The sequence below is a fragment of the Scytonema sp. UIC 10036 genome (genome assembly GCF_009725235.1).
Genome location: NZ_WJFC01000027.1, coordinates 52,303 through 74,049, shown reverse-complemented (window position 1 = coordinate 74,049; position 21,747 = coordinate 52,303). Strand labels below are relative to the sequence as shown.

At 41.2% G+C, this 21,747-nt stretch carries 19 protein-coding genes; 13 read left to right on the top strand and 6 right to left on the bottom strand.

Translation table 11 applies throughout. The features are described from left to right. Window positions 1-243: 243 nt before the first annotated feature. The gene (locus F7734_RS15285) at window positions 244-1,413 is read right to left on the bottom strand and encodes an AGE family epimerase/isomerase (RefSeq protein WP_155745534.1); all 1,170 of its coding nucleotides are present in this window, start codon (window positions 1,411-1,413) and stop codon (window positions 244-246) included. A 181-nt stretch (window positions 1,414-1,594) separates the two neighbouring features. Between F7734_RS15285 and F7734_RS15280 the strand changes: the two genes are divergently transcribed. The 3 genes from F7734_RS15280 to F7734_RS62000 all read left to right on the top strand — a co-directional run bounded on the left by F7734_RS15280 (window position 1,595) and on the right by F7734_RS62000 (window position 5,443). Further along, window positions 1,595-1,792, top strand: coding sequence for a hypothetical protein (locus tag F7734_RS15280; protein ID WP_155745516.1), 198 nt, complete (start codon window positions 1,595-1,597; stop codon window positions 1,790-1,792). A 287-nt stretch (window positions 1,793-2,079) separates the two neighbouring features. Then, window positions 2,080-3,051 carry a metallophosphoesterase gene (locus F7734_RS15275; protein ID WP_155745515.1) on the top strand — a complete coding sequence of 324 codons (972 nt, stop codon included), beginning with the start codon at window positions 2,080-2,082 and terminating at the stop codon, window positions 3,049-3,051. A 241-nt stretch (window positions 3,052-3,292) separates the two neighbouring features. Then, window positions 3,293-5,443, top strand: a complete 2,151-nt coding sequence (locus tag F7734_RS62000; protein WP_243146898.1) for a TPM domain-containing protein — start codon at window positions 3,293-3,295, stop codon at window positions 5,441-5,443. 23 nt (window positions 5,444-5,466) lie between these two features. Here the strand turns inward: F7734_RS62000 and F7734_RS15265 are convergent, their stop codons facing one another. The 4 genes from F7734_RS15265 to F7734_RS15250 form a co-directional block, all read right to left on the bottom strand. Continuing rightward, complete coding sequence (locus tag F7734_RS15265) at window positions 5,467-5,814, bottom strand: hypothetical protein (RefSeq protein ID WP_155745514.1); 348 nt, start codon at window positions 5,812-5,814, stop codon at window positions 5,467-5,469. 442 nt (window positions 5,815-6,256) lie between these two features. Then, on the bottom strand, window positions 6,257-7,006 hold the full coding sequence (locus F7734_RS15260) for a pentapeptide repeat-containing protein (protein ID WP_155745513.1): 750 nt from the start codon (window positions 7,004-7,006) through the stop codon (window positions 6,257-6,259). Between the two features lie 4 nt (window positions 7,007-7,010). Beyond that, window positions 7,011-7,652, bottom strand: a complete 642-nt coding sequence (locus F7734_RS15255) for a hypothetical protein (protein WP_155745512.1) — start codon at window positions 7,650-7,652, stop codon at window positions 7,011-7,013. Window positions 7,653-7,733: 81 nt separating this feature from the next. Continuing rightward, complete coding sequence (locus F7734_RS15250; protein ID WP_243146897.1) at window positions 7,734-8,201, bottom strand: hypothetical protein; 468 nt, start codon at window positions 8,199-8,201, stop codon at window positions 7,734-7,736. An 825-nt stretch (window positions 8,202-9,026) separates the two neighbouring features. Between F7734_RS15250 and F7734_RS15245 the strand changes: the two genes are divergently transcribed. From F7734_RS15245 to glgP, 5 genes are all read left to right on the top strand, one after another. Next, window positions 9,027-9,773 carry a hypothetical protein gene (locus F7734_RS15245; protein ID WP_155745510.1) on the top strand — a complete coding sequence of 249 codons (747 nt, stop codon included), beginning with the start codon at window positions 9,027-9,029 and terminating at the stop codon, window positions 9,771-9,773. Between the two features lie 468 nt (window positions 9,774-10,241). Next, window positions 10,242-10,805 (top strand): Uma2 family endonuclease, encoded by a 564-nt coding sequence (locus tag F7734_RS15240; RefSeq protein WP_166481924.1) that lies wholly within the window; start codon window positions 10,242-10,244, stop codon window positions 10,803-10,805. 415 nt (window positions 10,806-11,220) lie between these two features. Then, window positions 11,221-13,128 (top strand): GTPase family protein, encoded by a 1,908-nt coding sequence (locus tag F7734_RS15235; RefSeq protein WP_155745509.1) that lies wholly within the window; start codon window positions 11,221-11,223, stop codon window positions 13,126-13,128. Between the two features lie 294 nt (window positions 13,129-13,422). Continuing rightward, the gene (locus F7734_RS15230; protein ID WP_155745508.1) at window positions 13,423-13,698 is read left to right on the top strand and encodes a DUF2171 domain-containing protein; all 276 of its coding nucleotides are present in this window, start codon (window positions 13,423-13,425) and stop codon (window positions 13,696-13,698) included. A 505-nt stretch (window positions 13,699-14,203) separates the two neighbouring features. Next, window positions 14,204-16,822 carry an alpha-glucan family phosphorylase gene (gene glgP / locus F7734_RS15225; RefSeq protein WP_155745507.1) on the top strand — a complete coding sequence of 873 codons (2,619 nt, stop codon included), beginning with the start codon at window positions 14,204-14,206 and terminating at the stop codon, window positions 16,820-16,822. Window positions 16,823-16,877: 55 nt separating this feature from the next. Here the strand turns inward: glgP and F7734_RS15220 are convergent, their stop codons facing one another. After that, on the bottom strand, window positions 16,878-17,627 hold the full coding sequence (locus F7734_RS15220; RefSeq protein ID WP_155745506.1) for a DUF429 domain-containing protein: 750 nt from the start codon (window positions 17,625-17,627) through the stop codon (window positions 16,878-16,880). A gap of 399 nt (window positions 17,628-18,026) precedes the next feature. Here F7734_RS15220 and F7734_RS15215 point away from each other — a divergent pair, with 399 nt between their 5' ends. From F7734_RS15215 to F7734_RS15195, 5 genes are all read left to right on the top strand, one after another. After that, window positions 18,027-18,416, top strand: coding sequence for a hypothetical protein (locus tag F7734_RS15215; protein WP_155745505.1), 390 nt, complete (start codon window positions 18,027-18,029; stop codon window positions 18,414-18,416). After that, window positions 18,416-18,748: a hypothetical protein gene (locus F7734_RS15210; protein WP_155745504.1), complete on the top strand. Its 333-nt coding sequence runs from the start codon at window positions 18,416-18,418 to the stop codon at window positions 18,746-18,748. Before F7734_RS15215 ends, F7734_RS15210 begins: the two co-directional genes overlap by 1 nt. Before the next feature lie 405 nt (window positions 18,749-19,153). Then, window positions 19,154-20,299 carry a pyruvate kinase gene (locus F7734_RS15205; RefSeq protein WP_155745503.1) on the top strand — a complete coding sequence of 382 codons (1,146 nt, stop codon included), beginning with the start codon at window positions 19,154-19,156 and terminating at the stop codon, window positions 20,297-20,299. Window positions 20,300-20,409: 110 nt separating this feature from the next. Further along, entirely contained in the window at window positions 20,410-21,354 is a 945-nt protein-coding gene (locus F7734_RS15200; protein ID WP_155745502.1) for a DUF4351 domain-containing protein, read from the top strand. 29 nt (window positions 21,355-21,383) lie between these two features. Beyond that, the gene (locus F7734_RS15195; RefSeq protein ID WP_243146896.1) at window positions 21,384-21,719 is read left to right on the top strand and encodes a DUF4351 domain-containing protein; all 336 of its coding nucleotides are present in this window, start codon (window positions 21,384-21,386) and stop codon (window positions 21,717-21,719) included. Window positions 21,720-21,747 lie beyond the last annotated feature (28 nt).

The window sequence follows — 21,747 nt, the reverse complement described above, 5'->3', positions numbered from 1 at the left end:
TAGGTTAAATGTAACCTAAAAAATTGGGTAAGTGGTCACTCTTTAGAATTATTTATCTTTAAGTATTGTTAAACACTTCCCCGCTTATACCCCCAACTTGCAGGAGTGCAAGTTTTTACTCATTATCCTTTATACGAATAATTTCCAAAATATACAACTTTATTTGGGAAAGCGCCACTGTTGTAGTATTTTTTTTAGGATTGGATTTGTAAAACGGAGCAATAAACAATACTGATGATGACTTCAGAGCAAAGCTTCAAACTGCCGCCAGCAAAGGTATAAAGCACGAGGTACGTGGAAACAGCCTTTCCATTTGCCACCTTTAAGATTTAACAAAACTTCCCCACGGCGGTTGAGATAGCCAAACCACTCACCATATTCTGGGTCGGCGAAATGTGACCAGGTGTAGTCGTGCATCTTTTGGTACCACTCCCAACACACCTCACGTCCCGTCAGGCGATAACTCATTGCTAGAGCAACCAAAGATTCCAAATGTACCCACCACAGTTTTTGATCCCATTCCAACTGTTGTGGGGGATGACCCCCGGCATCTATAAAATAATACAATCCACCGTATTCAGAGTCCCAAGCAAAGTTAAGGATATTTAGCACCACATCAACAGCTTGGTTAATCACTGTCGTATCATTACGACGATGGGCAATATCCATAATGAACCACATTGCTTCTATCCCGTGACCAGGGTTAATTAGACGACCATCAAAAGAATCCACATGGGAACCGTCGGGAGCAACATTTTCATACATAAGTCCTTGTTCTGAATCCAGAAAATCGGTCATCACTTCCCGAACAGTTGATTTGAGAACGTTCTCTAGAGTTTCCTTCGGCAGCAACCATTCCATTTCTAGAGTTAGATTAGCTAAAATCATCGGCACTGCCAAAGATTTTAGCGATCGCGTACCCGGATATGTCTTGTTATACTTCCCCTTAGGATTGTCCTTCCGGCGTAACACATTATTGTAAGCCTGCACAGCCACATCTTTTGCCCAATCTTCACTACTAGCAAGGGCATATTGGCTAAAAGCCATTGCTGCAAAGCAATCAGAGAAGATATTGTAAGGCTGAACTAAAGGATTGCCTTCACGAGTCAGCGCAAAGTACCAGTTCCCTTCATTATCGCGACCATGTTGGGCAAGAAAACGAGCACCATTGCTGGCGATTTCCAGCCACGACTCTCGTTTTTCTATTTGGTTGTAAAATTTGGAAAAAGTCCATACTTGACGGTTTTGCAGCCAGATAAACTTATCAGTGTCGTAGATTTTCCCAGAGCGATCGATGCAGGTAAAATAACCACCGTACTTTCGGTCAATCGAATATTTTTCCCAAAATGGGAGTACATCGTTGAACAGAGCATTTTTATAAAGTTCGGCTAGCTCTTTAAAGTTGTACTCCATAAACACCCCATGTGCCATCTCTAGTAACACAGCATTTTATAATTTTATACACCAAAGAAACACTAAGGAAAAAAATGGCTCGTTTTCTTATAGGTACGGTACCTGCTGTTGCAATACTACGTAGGTTTTGCTAAAAACTCAAATTGAACGTAGGTTGGGTTGAGGAACGAAACCCAACATTTTGAAAACCAAGTCTCCCACACCACTACAAATTTTAGCTGTTGTCAAGCAAATTTTAGCCTCACCTCAATACCGACAAAAAGCCCAACTGATAAGTGCAGAAATCGCTCGTTACGATACACCAACTCTTGCTGTTAACTTATTAGAACAGCTAGCGGAAACAAAACAGCCTGTGTTGAAACTAGGGAGTAGGGAGTAGGGAGTAGGGAAGAGGCATTTTGATAAATTTCGTTATAGACTTGATTACCTCCGCTACGCTATTTGCAAAGCATATGCTACGCGATCGCGTAGCGTCTCTACAATTTTTCCCGAATTATTTAGAACTGCTATATAGAATTTTGCTTAATTTTCTATATATAAAAATAATAATTTATTCTTTTCTAGATGTCTTCTTAATTTACTCTTAATCCCTTAGTATTAGACTTTTTAGTTATGATTGTAAACAAGTCAATCTTTCGTAACAATTGTTACTAAAAAACCTAAAATATGCAATTCAAAAAACTGGTAAAAGTACTAATTCCACTCTGTTTGCTGAGTCTGATTGTAACCTTCATCCCTTCAGCGCTCGCACAAGCACCATGGAATGCAAAACGTTTTGAGGTGGCTTTGATTGGCGATTTGCCCTATGATGCCAGACAAGAAGCAAAATTCCAAGAGTTAATTGAGGACATCAATAAATCGTCAGTTCGATTTGTTATTCACGATGGTGACTTTAAAAGTGGTTCTAGTCTTTGCTCGGATGAGCTTTTTACAGAGCGACTGCAAGGTTTTCAGAAATTCAAACAGCCTCTAATTTACACTCCAGGAGATAATGAGTGGACAGATTGTCATCGTCCGGCGGCTGGTGGATACGATCCTATTGAACGGTTGGCAAAATTACGCGAACTTTCTACACAAGGTAATCGCAGTTTTGGGCAAACCACAATTGAGCTAACTCGCCAAAGCGAGAATCCACAATATAGTAAGTTCCGTGAAAATGTTCGTTGGGAATCAGGTAATGTGCTGTTTGTAGGGCTACACGTTATTGGTAGTAATAATAACCTTGGACGGAATGCAGAAAATGATGCAGAATATGCAGAACGTAATGCTGCTAACCTTGCTTGGTTAAAGGAAGCCTTTGCTCTTGCTAAAGAGAACGATAATTTGGGTTTGGCATTTTTTATGCAAGCTAACCCTAATTTTGATTTAGCTCCAACCAATTCAGAACGCACTGGTTTCAATGATTTGATTAATTCTTTGCAAGCTGAATTAAAAAACTATAGCAAGCAAGTCATACTCATTCATGGAGATAGCCATTACTTCCGAATCGATAAACCTCTGAATACTTCAGATGGAACTGTTATTACTAACTTTACGCGGATAGAAACGTTTGGTTCTCCTAATGTCCATTGGCTGCGGTTGACGGTTAATCCACGTAACCCAAATCTGTTTGAGGTTAATCAAGAAATTCTTCCTTAGTGGCAGATCGCTACTCTCTCGTTCTCAGCCAGAGGTATAGAATGCCGCACAGGTGGCTGTTGCAGAGCGTGACAGATTGGTACGGGAGGCGGAGCCTCTATGAAGGCATTCCCAGCCTTAGGCTGGGAACGAGGTGGGTGGGGTAAACACTTGCTTTCATGTCTTGGAGATTTCAGTAAATTTTCTATTTGGATTTGTATTCTCTAGTAGCTAAAGTAGTTGCAAGAGATGAGTGAAAAAATTGTTAGTTAAATTTGTTAAGCGAATTCTTGGGATCGGTACGCTGTGCTTGTTCCTCGTCCTATATCCTCTGGTTAGTTACGCAGTGCAAATACAGGATATCCCCAATCCCCGACAGCAGTCTGGAGGTTGGGTGACGGATATGGCAAATATCCTCAGCCCTGAAGCAGAAGCGCAACTGAACAAGATGATTTCTAACTTAGAGGCGAAAAATGGTACGGAAATAGCAGTTGTGACGGTTTTGGAGACTCAGCCTGCTACCTCACCCAAAGCTTTTGCAACTGAGTTATTCAATATTTGGGGAATTGGCAAAAAAAATAAGAATAATGGTGCATTGTTTTTGACATCAACAGGCGATCGCCGTGTCGAAATTGAAAGAGGTTCTGGTTTGCAGAAAAGCTTGAGCGATCGCAAAATTCAACAGATTATTGACACTGATATTATTCCCCGCTTTCGACAAGAATATCTAGAGGCTGGAATTTTAAAGGGTACAGAAAATTTGATTGCAATACTGGAATCCCCTACCACTCTATCGAGCCCCCAATTCAATTCACATCAAAACAATCTACCCAATTTTCCTGGATACATATGGGCGATCGGGAACTTAAGCTGGCTCGGATTTATTGGGTTTGGTGCTAGATTATTATTGCTTAGCCATCATCATCGGATTTTAGGAGTCAAACAACCAGACGGACGAGAACGCTTCAGCACGCTCGAACTTATGCAATCTCAATCTCCATCAAAGCCATCAAGGGAACAATCTTTATATCAATGGCTGGCAACAATTAGTTTTATTGGTTTAATATTTGCTCTATTTTATAGCTTGGGATGGGAAATGGTAAAGGAATATCAAGCAGGTAAGCTAGATTCTGCAAGATTATTTGGAGAAGTTATATGGCTGTGCCTGTTGTGCTTTTTACCATATATGACAGCCAAGATAACTAGTCTAATTATTACTACTGTAACTGCTATTATATTATTTCCTTTCCCATTAATTTGCGGGGCGATCGCATTGGCATCAGTAGCGGGTGCTATCTGCATAAGCATCCCTAACGGCAAAAAACAGAAAATGAGCTACTCCTTTTGTTTCATAGTAGGGATGACAGTGTTAGGGAACGTTATGCTTGTCTTCTTATTGGCAATGCATATGAGTTTGGAAAATGCTTTTGCAGTCTTACCCATAGCATCTCTACTCTTTGCTTTACAAAATCCTCCTGTTGCTTGGGGAATGAGACTGCTTGTTCAACAGTTAGGTAAAAGGTTTAGTTTTCGTTCCACATATCGGTGCAGTCAGTGTCATCAAATCATGCAGCCCATTTCAGATGACAAGTTGTCAACTTACCTCAGTTCTACAGAACAGGCGGCGGCAAAACTAGGTAGTGTCTCTTTTGAAGGTTGGTTGTGCTCGAAATGTCAGCCTCACTTATCAGCTCCTGGAATTTACTTACGATCTTATATTCAAGACCAAAATTCATCTTTTGCTTTCAGAAATTCTTTTGATAATTGCCCAAATTGTCAAGAGTTAACAGTTGTCCGAAGTCCTTCAAAAGTTCTACGAGAGGCAACTAGGACTCAAGCAGGTATACGTGGAGTCAGGCAAGAGTGCCATTGTTGCGGATATACTAAAGATACACAGGAAACTATTCCTTCACCAGAACTTCCTAGGAATGCACTTCTCATTTTGCCTCAAGGGCGATCGCAAGGTGTTCCAGAGAAAAAACATTATCCCGTTCACTGCGCTAACTGTCGCAATCCGATGACAGCAATTAGTGGTGAGAAACTGAGACCTTACCTGATATTAAATGATCTAGTGAGTTCCCGAAGCGACAGCTCTACAGCATCGCAATCTGAAAAAGTTGAACGAATTGGCTGGTACTGTGTTATCTGCTACCCAGAACTGACTGAAAAAACAATACACATTATTACTTACACAAGCAGTACTGTTTCTAAAGAGAAATCATCTCGTTCTACAGTAGAATCAGACATTTCTACTGCTCATTCTGAAGGAAGTTGGAGTAGCGAGTCTGGAGAAAACTACAGTGGTAGTGAGTCTAGCAGCAGTTGGAGTAGTGACTCTGGAGGAAGCTATAGTAGCGGTAGTGATTTTGGTGGTGGAATGAGTGATGGCGGCGGTGGAGGTGGTAGTTGGTAAGCCAGCGCAAGCAGGTAACAAAATCAAGATGAAAACCGTCTATCAACAGTCATGTCGCGAGTGCTTGGTGAAGAATTGACGATATTGGCATTTTGACTATCTTCCACACTGTCTGGCACGTACATATTATTATTACCTGAGGTATTTTCATTTTCTAACTGAGAGCGATCGCTACTAGAACTTCTGTGGTTCTTATCTTCGGTATAATATGCTTCTTGTGGGGGTATTGATATCACTTCCACTTCTGACTCTGATTCAGCATTTGCCCGAGTATGGGTTCCAAAGGATAGCAATATTGCAAGCGTTATCAAGCTTAACTTTAAGAAGTTAAAAGTGTTTAATTTCAGTTGTATTCGCAGAAACTTATTCATAATAATGATTTTTTATATGTTATTGACAGTACATTAATTTAAATGAAATTAATCCGAATCTTACTTAGTACATACATACGGTAAAACGTAGTAAGTCTTTAGTAATGACACAGTAATTTCTCTAATACTAGGATGCAATAAATAAATACCACTGGTAGTGTTACTGGTACCGCAATTAGGTGATCCTTATCACTTAATAGTAGCGATTGCGATCGCAAAGTTCTTATTTGCCGATCCGTAGGGGCGCGGCGGCCTTGCGCCCCTACTAATGCATCAAACCATTCCGAGAAAGAACAGTTGTTAGCCGTTTACAGTGGGGGACTCCAAGTGGCGGTGCTAAATCAGTACGACTCGAACTACCAAAAGAATGGGAAACCTCTTATTCAGATGAGGCTTTGCTGAATGAAATTACCGCACATCAACAGAAGTAGTGCCGAATTAGTTACGATTCAGGCAGAATCGCTTCCTGAAAATTCACTCCACTTAAGTTAGCGCCTCTAAGGTTAGCACCTTTGAGATTAGCTCTAGTCAAATTTGCTCCTTTGAGGTTAGCCCATCTCAAGTCAGCTTGATTTAAGTCAGTCTCACTCAAATTAGCCCTAACCAAATAAGCACCACTTAAGTGAGCGTTGCTGAGGTTACTTTTATAAAGGTCAGTTTTGTAAAGGTAAGCCCCCATGACTTCTGCTTCGTACAAGTTGGCATTGCTGAGGTCTGCACCAGTTAAGTTAGTTGCGATTAAGTTGGCAAAACTGAGGTTAGTTCGGATGAGCTTTGCTGTACCCAGATCCGCACCTCTTAAGTTAGCACCTCTCAAATCAGTACCAATGAGGTTCGCATCTGCGATCGCAGCGTCTTTGAGATTTGCCTCACTTAAATCAGAGCCAATCAGATTGGCATAACTGAGATCTGCTTGTATTAATCGAGCGCCACTCAAATTAGCAACACTGAATTTAGCTTCCCTTAATGTCGCTTCCTTAAGGTTGGCTTTATAAAAAAAAGCACCACTTAGGTCAGAACCACTTAGGTTTACTTGTACAAGAGAAGCATGACTGAAATTGACTTTGCTCAAGTCAATCCCTTGGAGGTCAGCACCATTGAGATCTGGTTCCACCTGAGGGAATTTCTCTCGCCATTCCATCCATGTCTCTGCACCTGCTTTCAGTAGAGCCAGATGCCTTTGATTTGCCATTTTTCTACTCCTGACGCCCACCCCTAGGATTTGTCCGACCTGCTACGTTTTCTATTGCCGTTAACGCCCCCGCCGCCCCCGCTAGAATATCCCGTTCTTGTCCACCTAAGTACAACCGTCCAAAGCTACCGACAGCTTGAACCTCTAGGATATTAATCGATGCTGCTTTCTCTGCTTCATTTGCAGCTAGAGCAGCATAAGCAGCAGGCTCAACTTCTAATACATACAGCGTGTGTCCTGCAAGTAAAAGTTGCCCCTTTCGCGTGCGGTTGATAAGTTGTGTTTGATAAGCATCTATATTGCGGATAATTTGGCTGGAAACAACACGTGGTTTGAGACATTCCTCTTTTTTGACTCCCAGTGCTGCCAAAATCGCTTGACCGGCAGCTCGCGTTTCGCCTTGAGAGCCAGAATGAACTTCTAGCAAACCGTACAATCGTTCGACAACCTGAACTCCAGGACGTACAGAAGCAGCTTTAAGTGCTACATCCGTAATCCGATTAATTTCAATCCCCGGAGATATTTCAATCCACAGGGATGTGTCTCCCGGTAACGGCAAAAAACCTTGAGCGACTGCTCCCATATACGCCGCATGTTGAGGCTGCAGGCTGTCGAGAAATACGAAACTCCGTAGTTCTATTCCCAAGGTTGTTCTCTCCAGTCATATAAGGTTAAAGTTAGATGTTGCAAAATATGAAGTTAAATTTAAACTACCACAATAGGGGATCTACGGCTCATACCGCACAGTTGCTTCTTGTGACAGAAAAAAGTTTGCACAATTAGCATCACCTGTCAACCTTTGACACATTTCTCGCGCTTCAGAGGCACCAATGATGATACGAATACGCAAGCCATATTCAGTTGGGTAAGCTTCATAGATAAATGGTTTGCCCTTGGCGGCGGTTATTACAGCAGCTAAAGCTGGAGATACACAAATAATGGCATCTTTATTTGGGGGTACATAATAATCTATAAAAAAATCACTATCTCTCTTGTCTCTAGTCCAACCACTTAGTACTTTATTTGTAGACCAAGTTAGACATTTCCAATCAAATCCTTTCTCATACTCATAACCTCTTTGAATGACAACTTTAGGTACAAAATTAGGATTGTATAATTCTTGTTCTCTTTGCGCTTCAAAAGCTTTAACTAACTTATTATTATCTATAATTCTGGCTTTAATTATATCAGCCATGAAAAAAATGTATAACGATAGACCACTTATTCCCAAAGCTATGATTATGGCTAACAAATACCCTTGTTTCTTACGTTGTAAATTTGGTTTTCTCATAAACAGCTATTGAGTAAAATTTATAGATATGCTATACCATTTCACGAAAAAATCGGTACAAATCGATATAGCAATTCCCAATGAACGTGAGGTACACTGAAGAAATAATTAACCGCAGATGAACGCAGATGAACGCAGATCGATCTGTACCTTAGCAGAGTAGGAAATGCCATAATGTAGAGACGCACCATAGCGCGTATTTTTATATGTATCGCGATTAAAGTGAAATGCTATTAATACTAGTTTATCGCTTATTTTAGTACTATTAATTTTTTATAAAAAATAAAATTGTAGAGACGCGTTATGGCACATCTCTACTTCTAATGCACAATTACTGGGGATTTCGTGAGATTGTTACGTAGGGCTTCGCCTACACTCTGGTCACTGCTGCACCCAAACTGGTTATGAGGCGGAAGTGCGATCGCTCACCACGGGGACTTGCATCAATGTGTCATAGATGTGCCATAGTTGTTAAACCGACAAGTCTTGAGAAGCACTTGCTGTTTCAATATGTATTATATATAATACAGATATAACAAAAGCATGAGGTAAAACTAACAAAGCGTTTACAATAGGTGTAGCGCTATGTCCCAATTCTTTTTAAAATGTTACGTAATTTTACATAGGTGCAGCCAAGCAACCTAAAATGTTCTTAACTGAACTGTCATGGGTCATAATAAGCATTTTACTTAATAAAAATATTTTCATATTTATTCTTGGAGGATAATAATGAAACTAAATCAAGTGATTGCAGTTCTACAAACTATTAAAGCTAATTCTTCAAAAGCAAAAACAGCCGTTTATCACCTCATTCAAAAAAGTGCAATGTTTCAAGGCATTTCTCGCACTTTTTCTCCAGTTGCTGAAGATGGTTTTGTCTATCCACCTGAAAACCAAACACTGCAGTTGAAAGCAGAAGATTTACTAAGTCAGTTTGAGCAAGCTTGCTCGGAATTATTTAATTTGTGTGCAACTCAAGACTGGGCTAATTCTCAAGCTAAGGCAGATATAGTCGTTGATGGAACTACAATTCTTAGAGAAGTTCCTGTATCTTACCTGTTGTTTTTAGAAAAGCAGTTAGTTGACATCAAAACATTTATTTCATCCCTACCAGTCTTGGACACTAGCGAATCTTGGATTTATGACCCCCAGCAAGAATGCTTTGCTACTGAACCCAAATTTACAACGAAAACTAAAAAAATTGTTAAGCCAGTAGTGCTGTACGAAGCCACGAAAGAACATCCCGCACAGGTGAAAGAATCATCTGAAGATGTTCCAGAAGGAACGTGGCGGAGTGTTAAGTTTTCTGGGGCAATTTCTCAAGCCAGACAAAACGAACTGTTACGAAGAGTAGATAGATTAATGCAGGAGGTGATTTTTGCTAGAGAACAAGCAAATAGTTTAGAAGTGACACAACAAAATCATGTTGCCCGTTCTATTTTTGGTTACTTGTTTGCTCCCTCAAATATCAGATAGAATATAAATGGAGCACAATTTTAGTTTCAGTGTCTATAGGAGTATTTGTAGGTTCGAGTCCTACTCCCTCGATTTTTTTAACGAGGGATAGCCAAATGGTAAAGGCACTCCTCGACGCAATCAGTTTCACGTTTAGTTTTAGATTATTGCTCCAAGCTTACTGTGAAACTTCACATTCTGCATCAACCCCTGTAAATTAATGTCAGTGGGACACGGGTTCAAATCTCGTCCGAAGCTCCAAAATAGTGCTTCGGTAGTTTAGAGGTAAAACACCACGACTTAAAGAATGAATTTGCAGGAACCGGAAATTAACTTGGCAGAAATTGTGAATACAAAACTGAAAGTTTGAAACCTTTTGGTTCCACCCCTGAGGCATGGACATTGCCTCAGGGGATTTTAAGTAAAAAGCAAAGTAGCATAAAAATGGAAGCTCAAAAGCCGTTCCCTTAGCGTGCGGAGGTATTGACTGTGACCTTAACAACTGCCAAGTGGACAATTGAAGACTATCACCGAATGATTGCAGCCGGAATTTTGGAACAACGTCACGTTGAGTTGCTGAATGGAGAGATTGTAGAAATGGCTCCTGAAGGAGAATCTCACGCTTACTCTAGCGATGAAGGTGGAGAGTACCTGATGTATCTATTGGGTGAAAGAGCAAAAGTTCGGCAAGCTAAGCCCATCACATTGCGACAAAATAACTCCGAACCAGAACCCGATATTGCAGTAGTTCAACGTTTGGGACGAGATTACCGACAACATCACCCTTATCCGGAAAATATATTTTGGCTGATTGAGTACTCAGACTCTAGTTTAAATAAAGACTTGGAGGATAAAAGCAAAATTTATTCATCTGTAGGCATTCCAGAGTACTGGGTGATTAATTTGCGTACCATGCAACTCATCGTGTTTCGCGTACCTACAGATGAAGGTTATCAATCAAAAGAAACTTTAACACAAGGTTATATTAGCCCGCTAGCATTTCCCGAGATCGCAGTTTCTATCAAGCAATTACTGGGAAGTTACGTAAATTAGGAATTTTCTTATGTATCTTGCAACTAGTATGCGATCGCATAACGCATCTACTAAACTGTCTATATTTAGTGTTTGATATCTAAAACTGGTGTTGAGTATAATTACTTGCACCCACTTACACATTTATAGATTATAAGGATAAACATATTGTATTTACTTTGTCAATACAGTACGTTAAAAGTTTTTGTAACATCATAAGGTCTGAAACATAGAAAATTGAAAACGCTAGACTGGTTCCTGAAGGGTCTTTTGCAAAAAACAATATTCCATTTTTTTGCGTGTATTGGGTAAGGCTAATAACAATTTACACATTGAAAAATGACAGATAGTTAGGTGAAAGTAAGTTTAGGTAAGGGTTTCTTAATCCAAAATCTAAAATCTAAAATCCAAAATGGCATGAGATGGGTATCAGATTATGGCGCGATTAAAATTATGGCAGTGGCTTGTCTTGGCAACACCGATCGCAGCGATCGTTGGTTTTGTACTGATAGCAGCCGGGTTCCAAATTCATGAGTGGAGCATTAACTGGATCTGGGCTGTATTTATTCTTGTATTTGTTGGTTGGCGCTGGTTGTTGGTGAAATGGACTCAACCCTTAGTTGGTCAAGTGGAAGCCATAGTGGCGGAAGTTAGCAAAGAACTGGAATCGACTACAGGCGATTCATCTGAGCTACCAGTGGAAACTGATGCTGCAAAGCAAGCAGAAGCCGCTCTACAGGAGATACTGAAAGCTTCACTCAACGATCGCCCCATCTGGGAAGACTGGTCAACTTTTTGGCAGCGCTGTCAGGAACTTGTTGTGGCGATCGCTCAAATCTACAACCCACAAGAAAAGTATCCCTTGTTGAACATTTACGTTCCCCAAGCTTATGGTCTCATTCGGGGAACGGTAGACGACTTAGATCGGTGGATGCAGAATTTATCTCCTGTTCTCAATCAAGTCACGGTTGGACAAGCATTCCAAGCCTATGAAATGTACCGCAAGTTAGAGCCTTCTGCTCGTAAACTTTTGCGAGCGTGGAATTGGGCGCAGTGGCTGTTAAACCCAGCAGCAGCCGTAGCTAGAGTTGCCAGCCAGCGTTCCGGTAACCAAGCAACTCAGCAGTTGTTGGTGAATTTGAGCCAGCTTTTGAGAGAAGCAGCTTTGAAAAACTTGTGCCAACAGGCGATTGCTCTTTACAGTACCACAACATTGCCCGTCTCAGCACCTTCTGTTCCCACACCCAGTTTACCCGAAGTCAAAACTCAAACTCTGCGCGATATCCTAGATCGAGCAGAACCTGTAGAGGCAGTGGAGCAAAAACCTGTTAACATTCTCCTTGTAGGGCGAACGGGGTCTGGCAAAAGCAGCCTAATCAATACCCTCTTTCAAACAGATTTAGCTGCAGTTGATGTTTTGCCCAGTACAGATCGGATTCAAAATTACCAGTGGAAAAGCCATACAGGAGAAACACTCTCACTTTTGGATACACCTGGTTACGAGCAAGTCAACCGTAAAGATTTACGAGAAACAGTGCTGGATTATACTAAAAGAGCAGATTTGGTACTACTAGTGACTCCTGCTCTCGATCCCGCATTGCAAATGGATGTGGATTTTCTGAAAGACTTAAAAGCAGACACAGCAGATTTACCAGCGATCGCAGTTGTCACTCAAGTCGATCGTCTGCGTCCTATTCGAGAGTGGGAACCTCCTTATGATTGGGAATGGGGAAATCGCCCAAAGGAAGTGGCAATTCGGGAAGCAACAGAATATCGCGCTCAACTTTTGGGAGACTTTTGCAATTTAGTTTTGCCCGTCGTCACTGGTGACAGCAAAACGTCTCGCGTTCCATGGGGAATAGATGCACTATCATTAGGGTTGATAAATGCGATCGCACCAGCCAAGCAACTCCGTCTTGCTCGCTTTTTACGCGATCGAGAAGCCCGCACAGCAGCAGCAGCCAAAATCATCGATCGCTACACTTTTCAGATGGCAACAACTCAGGGACTTACAGCATTTTTGAAAAGCCCTGTTCTACAATTCATTTCTACAATGTCAACAGGCTCACCAGCCCTCGCTAATTTACTAGCAGCACAAATTCCAGTAGAGCAGTTGCCAATTGTCATTGGCAAACTTCAGATGGCTTATGAGCTTTTCTCACTCTTAAGTACAGATAATCTCAACAAATTTGACCTTCTATCACTTTGGCCATTGCTGCTAGAAAACTCTGCCTCTAGCGATCGCAATGCTTGGGCATTTGGTCATGCTTTAGTCGAGTATTGGACACAAAATTTGACGGTTGAACAATTGCGAGAGCGATTTGAATCTTACTTGTCACTATGAAGCGCAAATCCAGCACCTCGTTGACTAATTGTAATTAGATGCCAGGGAAGTTTCAGTTCACAAGCTGTATCCTGCTGTAGATTCTGAGCGTATTAGAATTCTCAGTGGTGAAGTCATTATTAATAACCGTTGGTGCGTTCCTGGTGATTTATACGTACATCTATTAAGCTAATTTGTAAGAGAGGAATTAATCTACACAGACCCGATTGCCCTTTCTGCCTGGAGAGTGAGGAGTATTCCAGAAGAGACAGCATATTATGAGGCGTATTGATTGAAACGTCTGAAGGAGAGCCTATGTCTGGGGATATATCCAAGATTCAAGAACATCACCCTGTTTATGCAGAAGGACCTGGTGGCTTAGCAGGTGCGTCTGATACGCATATTGGCACGGTAGACAAAGTCGAAGGTGGTAAGTACATCAAGCTAACTAAAAATAACTCACCGGATGGTCAGCATCGTTGGTTTCCTATTGATTGGATTCGAGCAGTTGATGAGCGAGCTGTGTACCTTAATAAAACTATAGATGAGGTAGCGTCAGGGCTAATAGATCGGCAGCCTGAGGGTGTTTAGGCAATTGAACAGAAATGTTCTCCCGCAGTGGTACGACGGGAATACAGACTGCGAGGCTCTGCTTTGCCATTTAGGAGGCGGAGCCTCTCAACAAGGCATTCCCAGGCTCCGCCTGGGAACGAGGTGGGGTCAACAACGAACGAGGTGGGGTCAACAACGAGGTGGGACTAACAGCATCCCCTGAGAAAGGGGGCTATGTGTAAGTTCTAACTTTGCAGTACTTGCTTAACGAAGTATAAAGTTATGTAAAATAAATACTCATATTTAGTTGATTTACGGAAAGAATATATCAAAATGATTAAGTTTTCTCGTAATTATGGTGTAGTCATTAGTGGCACTTGGGGTTCCAAAGACCCTCAGTAACTGGGTTAACAGAAAAAATGAGAATACTTTACAAAAATTATTAGTATTGAGAAAAGATGACAAATAGAGTATTAAGAAGTTGGCAGCTTTAAGGAATTAGAGTCAACAATAGCCTTAATTGAAGCTAGAGGTTTGCTGACCTATGCAGCCAATTCGTACTTTTAATGTATCTCCATCACTACCGCAGCGACTTGAGCCGCTACGGAAGTTAGCGTATAACCTCCATTGGGATTGGAACGTTGAGACCAAAGACTTATTTCGTCGTTTAGATGCGGATTTATGGGAATCGAGCCGTCACAATCCTGTTTTGATGCTTGGTACAATTAATCAAGCAAGATTGATGGAAGTTGTGGAAGATGAAGGCTTCCTAGCGCAAATGGATCGAGCTGCCCGTCAGTTGGAAGATTATTTTCACGAACGCACTTGGTATCAGAAGCAACGAACTGGTCATTCGTCATTCGTCATTAGTCCTTCTTTAGATAACAAAGGACAAAGGACAAAGGAAAAAGGACAAGAATGCTACGCCTATTTTTCTGCTGAATTCGGGCTTGTCGATTGTTTGCCCATTTACTCTGGAGGTTTGGGAGTTCTCGCTGGGGATCACCTCAAATCAGCTAGCGATTTGGGTTTACCCTTAGTTGGTGTAGGTTTGCTTTACCAGCAAGGCTATTTTGCTCAATATCTCAATGCAGATGGTTGGCAGCAAGAACGCTACCCCATCAACGACTTTTACAATATGCCTTTGCAGCTGGAACGCAATGCTGATGGTTCCGAATTGCGAATTGGCGTGGACTATCCAGGGCGAACGGTGTATGCCCGTGTTTGGCGCGTACAAGTGGGAACAGTGCCTTTGTATATGCTAGACACGAATATTGAGCCAAATAACCCTTACGATCATGACATCACAGACCAACTCTATGGTGGCGATATTGATATGCGTATCCACCAAGAGATGATGTTGGGGATCGGTGGTGTCCGAATGCTGAAAGCGCTGGGTTATGATGTTACTGCTTACCATATGAATGAAGGTCATGCAGCTTTCTCAGCATTAGAGCGTATCCGCATCCTGATTCAAGAACAAGGGCTGAGTTATGTCGAAGCCAAACAAGTAGTGGCTTCCAGTAACATTTTTACCACTCACACACCAGTACCTGCGGGAATTGACCTGTTCCCACCAGATAAGGTTTTGCATTATCTGGGATACTACGCAGATGTTTTTGGTTTAAATAAAGACCAATTTTTAGCGTTGGCACGGGAAAATGCAGGTGATTTGTCTGCTCCGTTTAGTATGGCGGTGCTGGCGCTAAAAATGGCAACATTTTCTAACGGTGTAGCACAATTGCACGGGGTTGTGTCACGACAAATGTTCAAAGGTTTGTGGCAGGGTGTACCAGTTGAGGAAGTCCCCATTACAGCCATCACAAACGGTGTTCATGCTCGTAGCTGCGTTGCTAAATCGACTCAAGAATTATACGATCGCTACTTAGGACCGAGCTGGTCATCAGCACCAACCGATCACCCTTTATGGGAACGGATGGACGCGATCCCCGATGAGGAGTTGTGGCGCAATCACGAACGCTGTCGCTTGGACATGATTATGTACGTGCGGGAACGTTTGGTGAAGCATTTACGGGATCGCGGGGCTTCTCCTGTAGAAATTGCCCAAGCACAAGAAGTTCTCGATCCAAAAGTTCTTACCATTGGTTTTGCCCGACGCTTTGCCACCTACAAACGTGCTACCTTGTGGATGCGCGATATTGAGCGGATTAAAAGAATTTTGTTGGGTAATAAAGACCGCAAGGTGCAGTTTGTCTTTGCTGGTAAGGCACACCCTAAAGATATTCCGGGTAAAGAACTGATTCGCGAAATCAATCGCTTTATCCACGAGCAAAACTTGGAAAAGCAGGTTGTGTTTGTTCCCAACTACGACATTCACATAGCTCGATTGATGGTGGCTGGTTGTGATGTGTGGTTAAATAATCCACGCCGCCCACGGGAAGCTTCCGGTACAAGCGGTATGAAGGCAGCAATGAACGGGTTGCCAAATCTCAGCGTGCTTGATGGTTGGTGGGACGAAGCTGATTACGTCCGCACTGGTTGGGCAATTGGGCATGGGGAATTGTATGACGATCCCAACTACCAGGACCAAATCGAGGCAAATGCTTTTTACGATATTTTGGAAAAGGAAGTCGTGCCTTTGTTCTATGACCGGGATGTGGATGGCTTACCCCGTCGCTGGGTTGATAAAATGAAGGACGCCATTCGATTGAACTGCCCGTTCTTCAACACGGCGCGGATGGTGGGAGAATATGCTTTACGGGCTTATTTCCCGGCGAGCGATCGCTGTCACACTTTAACGGCTGATAACTATGCCCCAGCTAAGGAATTAGCTGCTTGGAAAGAAAATTTAACTGCACACTGGTACAGTATAAAAATCAAGGATATTAACATATCTTCTGGTGCTGAGATTGAGGTTAACCAGACTGTTAGCGTCAAAGCTAAAGTTGATTTGGCAACTTTAACAGAACAAGATGTGCAATTGGAACTTTACCAAGGTGCGATTGATGCCAATGGTGATATTGTCAACGGTATTTCTGTGGTGATGAATTACCAAGGGGAAGATCGGGACGGATTGAGTATTTACACGACTGATGTTATTTACACAACTTCTGGTTTACAAGGTTTGTCTTTGCGCGTGTTACCCAAGCACAAATATCTTTCTAGTCCTTATGAGCCACGGTTGATTGTTTGGGCGCAGTAGGAAAATTTTGGATTTTGGATTTTGGATTTTGGATTGGCAATCTAAAATCTAAAATCTAAAATCTAAAATCTAAAATCCTATTGGGGATGATAATGTAACCTGTAGCGCAATCGCCTAGTGCTAGGTTGCGTTGTTCTCCCCAATACCACCAGTAAGCTGCAACGTAAGCACAGATGAGGCTATCGAGTTTATCTTCGGTTTCTTTGAGGGATGCGCCCGTAGTAGGAATTTCTGGAATGAATGAACCGCAGAGTCGCAGAGGACACAGAGGAGGATGGAGTCCGGGTAAAATTTCTGTGATGTAATTATAGAGTTTGATGAGTTCTGCGCGGCGATCGTTGAGGCGTCCTTTTTTGTATTTGAGGATGCGTTCTAAGCCGAAGAGATGGACGATTGCTGGATGGGGAAATACTTCGATTTGATATCTTCCTGGTTTTTGTGGTTCTATGGTTGGAGCGTGGTTAAAACCACGGGCTTCTAGTTCTAGTCCAAAGTTTACTGTTCGCTCTGCAAAGGGTAGGCTAAGATTTGCTGGGTAGCATCCTGCATGATATTTGCCAAAGTGTTTGTGAGTTAGTTTATCGGGTAGACGGCTTCCGGTTGTGTTGGGGATCAAGGTTGGTGCGTCTACAGCAATAATGGCTGATTCTTCTGGTTTGAGGCAAGTGTCAATCCAAGAAAGAATGTCTGTTATGTGTTGTTTTCGATCTAAGTCTATGATTTGCAGTTTTTCGTCTGTCAGTTCTAGGTAGCATAAGCCGCTTGGTTGAGATTTCCAGCCTAAGTCGATTCCAAGAAATTTCATTGTTGTCCATCAGAAGATGGGCTTATTGTCGCATTTTTAGCCGAAGTCGGTGCTTTCGTAGATAACTTGTAAACTATTGGTATACAAATTAGTAACTCTTAAGAGGATGTTTGAAAAGTCCTTTCATCAGTAGCAAAACATTCAAGCTTCCCCATTATCCACCTTACAATGGGGAATTTTCAGAGTATTTCCACCCTTTTTAAGGGAGGCTAGGGGGGATCGATCCGTGTCTAAAATCACAGCAACCACTTTTCAACCCACATCTTAAGGAATTTCCAAGAAATAAATTGTTTCTTATGAAAGAATTTATCTAACTCATATGAGAGTACAATTGTCATTCTTATGTCAACTTATGTGTTAAAATTTGACTAAGTTTTTTATTGCTGTAGCTTTATCTCTATGGAAATACTCATTGAATCAACAAAAGAATTTGAACAAGACTTAGAAGCATTCAGTCAGCCTGACCGATCTGTAATTGTTAATAACATGAATCAATATTTCCAGCGTATTCTAAACGATAGAAAATATTTATCTCATACAAATTATCTTGAACAATTCAGAAAAATTAACCTAAATAATTATGATTCTTCTCTATATTCTCTTAGACTTTCTCCTGCAATAAGGGTAATTATTACTATCGATGAAGATCCAATTTTTGATAGAATTATTATCACTCTTTATAGAGTTGTAAGCGCTGTAGAAGCATCAGAAGCATATACTGCTGTTGCAAATTCTATTTACAAATACCTAATCTTAGATAATCAAGAAGCTGATCTGCAGCCTAGCTAATGTCACAAATTAAACCTCTTTTAGATGAATATGGCATCATTCATGAAGCAATGAAAATTTTGCCAGACGAATTTAAAATTAATTTCCTTGAAGCCTTGGCTGAACTAGAAGATAATGAGTGTCACAGAACTAGGACTTTCTCTAAAACAAGACTTCATAAAATAAAAGGTATTAAACAAGCAATCTATCGTGCTGATATAGATAAAATATCAGGATGGCGAATTCATATTCAATATATTGACGGAAAAATTCACTTAAAAGATATCATAGAAGGTCAAAGGCATGATGAGGTCACAGAAGTTATTAAATCGAAAAAAGATAGATACGAGTAGTGAGGATTTCTATAGTCGCGAGTTTGTGGAGGTGTAGGTAGTTCATTGTAAATACGGTAGATGAAGATGGAACTAAAATGCTAGCCTATAGAAGAGCCATAGATGTTCTGAAAGCCAAAACGTAAGAAGTGATTCGTGTCGGATGAGGCAAAAAACGAAATCACTGCACGTAGGCTTTGCTTTTATTGCTGAGAAAGAGCGTTCGCGAAGCGCAAGCTGTGCCCAGCTTATCGCCTGTGGTCTCAACTCTACACCATAAACTAGCAACTACCCTAGTGTAAAGTACACTTGTCAAAATGGTTTCGGCATAACTTAATTTGTGTTGAAACTAATGAAAATCTGCGTGTAGAACTGATTTTATCGCTCCTTTATTACAGTTCTTTACCAAAGTTTCACTCATTTTTTATGCAGCAATTAACACGTCAAACAAAGGTTGTCGCCACTGTCAGTCCTGCTAGTTCGCTCCAGACAATTGCGGATACGATCAAAGCCGGGATGAATGTAGCTTGCATAAATTTCTCTCATGGAAGTTATGACGATCTCGCTCAAACAATTGCTCAGATTCGCTCAATTGCGGGGGAACTGGACACTCCTGTCACCTTACTACAAGAACTACAAAGCTCTGAGTTACCTTCTCTAAGCAACAAAGACGTTCGAGATGTAGAGTTTGGTTTATCTCAAGAAGTTGATTACATTGCTCTGGGTTTTATCAAGAGTGCTGAGGATGTTCGGGTTTTGAAGAATCTACTACAGCAAAAAGGTGCGGCAGATACAGCTGTCGTTGCTAAAATTGAAAAACACGATGCGATCGCCAACCTGGAAGAGATACTGGACGAATGCGATGCAGTAATGATAGCACCAAGCGATTTTGGTGTAGGGATGAGTCAGGAAAAACTCCCTCTACTGCAACAACGCATTATTGCACTGTGTAATCATAAAGGAATTCCAGTCATTAGCGCAGTACAAGTACCAGAAAGCACCACCCACAAACATTCCACTCGTGCAGACACCAGTGATATTACCAAAGCCATTATGGATGGTACTGATGCTATCATGCTCGCCAGTCAATCGGAAGTCAAGGAGATTTCTGTCAAAGGCGTACAAATGCTCGTGCAAATTGCAACAGAAACAGAAGCAGAGATAGAATTTCTGAACAATCCACCTGCAAAAACTGATGTCACTCACGCGCTAAGTGTGGGACTCAATGCGATTTGCAAAGTGTTACCCCCTCGCTGCATTGCTACGTTTACAAGTAGCGGTTACACAGCCCGGTTAGCAGCAGGAGAACGTCCTAAAGTACCAATTATTGCGCTGACACCTAACCCTAAAGTTTACCGCAGTTTAAACCTTATTTGGGGAGTGCAACCCGTTTTACTTAATCGTGAGGTTGAAACTTTTGAAGAATTGACAGCACAGGTTGAGGAAATTTTGCGCGATCGCAGTTGGGTGGAACCAGGTGATAAAATTATCATTATGGCTGGTATTCCTACCAAACATTCACAAGGAACCAATTTTCTCAAAATTCATACTATTGCAGGGAATAGGGAGTAGGGAGTATGGAGTGGGGAGTGGGGAATGTTCCTTTTTCGTGTTTGATTGTAGGATTTTTCTGTAAATAACATAGTATATTAAAATACAGTGTTTACTAAATAAGATTGACAATGACAGAGAAAAATCCACCAACTGCGTATGATTCTCCTTGGAAAGATATCCTACAAATATACTTTGAAGAATTTATCTTATTTTTCTTGCCCAATGAACATATACATATTGATTGGACAAAACCAATTGAATTCTTAGACAAAGAACCAGAGGAAGTTGTTAAAGACGCTGAGATTGGACGCCGGTTTGCTGATAAATTGGTAAAAATATATTTGACTAACGGGTCAGAAGAATGGGTACTTATTCATATTGAGGTACAGGCTCAAGAAGATTCAGATTTTGCGGAAAGAATGTATGTTTATAGCTCTCGTATTTATGGTAAATATAAAAAGAAAGTAGTTTCCATCGCAGTTTTAGGTGATGATAATCCTAATTGGAAACCATCACAATTCGATTACAGTTTATTTGGGTATAGATTAAATGTAGAATATCCTGTTATCAAATTATTAGATTATCAACAACAGCAATCCCAACTATCGGCAAGTAATAATCCATTTGCTATCGTAGTATTGGCACACTTGGCGGCACTTAATACCCGTAGCGATCGCACATTACGCAAACAAGAAAAGCTAGCTTTAGTACAGCGGTTGTACTCCATGGAGTTTGAGGAACAAGATATTCTCAATTTGTTTGCTTTCTTAGATTGGATGTTGACGCTACCATTAGATTTAGAAGCAGAGTTTAGACAAGAAGTTAAACAACTGGAGGTAAGACAGGCAATGAAGTACGTTACTTCTGTTGAACGCAGCGGTATTGAAATAGGTAAAAAAGAACACGCTTTATCGTTAATATTACGTCTACTCAATCGCCGTGTGGGTAAGATTGATGACACGATAGTTAACCGTCTAGGTGGGTTATCAGTTGAAGAGTTGGATACGTTGGGTGAGGCATTACTTGATTTTACTTCGATGGCTGATTTAACTAATTGGTTGGAGCAACAGTAGTTCATCGTATTAACTCTAACGTTATTAGGATGATATGCTTCGGATACCCTCTTACGGGTTTAGATTGGATGTTGACGCTACCATTAGATTTAGAAGCAGAGTTTAAACAAGAAGTTAAACAACTGGAGGTAAGACAAGCAATGAAGTACGTTACTTCTGTTGAACGCAGCGGTATTGAAATAGGTAAAAAAGAACACGCTTTATCGTTAATATTACGTCAACTCAATCGCCGTGTAGGTAAGATTGATGACACGATAGTTAACCGTCTAGGTGGGTTATCAGTTGAAGAGTTGGATACATTGGGTGAGGCATTACTTGATTTTACTTCGATGGCTGATTTAACTAATTGGTTGGAGCAACAGTAGTTTCATCGTATTAACTCTAACGTTATTA

Bases quoted from the DNA above. Each gene is read 5' to 3' on its own strand.
- F7734_RS15285 (WP_155745534.1), bottom strand. From the start codon at position 1,413: ATGGAGTACAACTTTAAAGAGCTAGCCGAACTTTATAAAAATGCTCTG.
- F7734_RS15275 (WP_155745515.1), top strand. From the start codon at position 2,080: ATGCAATTCAAAAAACTGGTAAAAGTACTAATTCCACTCTGTTTGCTG.
- F7734_RS15265 (WP_155745514.1), bottom strand. From the start codon at position 5,814: ATGAATAAGTTTCTGCGAATACAACTGAAATTAAACACTTTTAACTTC.
- F7734_RS15260 (WP_155745513.1), bottom strand. From the start codon at position 7,006: ATGGCAAATCAAAGGCATCTGGCTCTACTGAAAGCAGGTGCAGAGACA.
- F7734_RS15250 (WP_243146897.1), bottom strand. From the start codon at position 8,201: ATGGCTGATATAATTAAAGCCAGAATTATAGATAATAATAAGTTAGTT.
- F7734_RS15245 (WP_155745510.1), top strand. From the start codon at position 9,027: ATGAAACTAAATCAAGTGATTGCAGTTCTACAAACTATTAAAGCTAAT.
- F7734_RS15235 (WP_155745509.1), top strand. From the start codon at position 11,221: ATGGCGCGATTAAAATTATGGCAGTGGCTTGTCTTGGCAACACCGATC.
- F7734_RS15230 (WP_155745508.1), top strand. From the start codon at position 13,423: ATGTCTGGGGATATATCCAAGATTCAAGAACATCACCCTGTTTATGCA.
- glgP (WP_155745507.1), top strand. From the start codon at position 14,204: ATGCAGCCAATTCGTACTTTTAATGTATCTCCATCACTACCGCAGCGA.
- F7734_RS15220 (WP_155745506.1), bottom strand. From the start codon at position 17,627: ATGAAATTTCTTGGAATCGACTTAGGCTGGAAATCTCAACCAAGCGGC.
- F7734_RS15215 (WP_155745505.1), top strand. From the start codon at position 18,027: ATGGAAATACTCATTGAATCAACAAAAGAATTTGAACAAGACTTAGAA.
- F7734_RS15210 (WP_155745504.1), top strand. From the start codon at position 18,416: ATGTCACAAATTAAACCTCTTTTAGATGAATATGGCATCATTCATGAA.
- F7734_RS15205 (WP_155745503.1), top strand. From the start codon at position 19,154: ATGCAGCAATTAACACGTCAAACAAAGGTTGTCGCCACTGTCAGTCCT.
- F7734_RS15200 (WP_155745502.1), top strand. From the start codon at position 20,410: ATGACAGAGAAAAATCCACCAACTGCGTATGATTCTCCTTGGAAAGAT.
- F7734_RS15195 (WP_243146896.1), top strand. From the start codon at position 21,384: ATGATATGCTTCGGATACCCTCTTACGGGTTTAGATTGGATGTTGACG.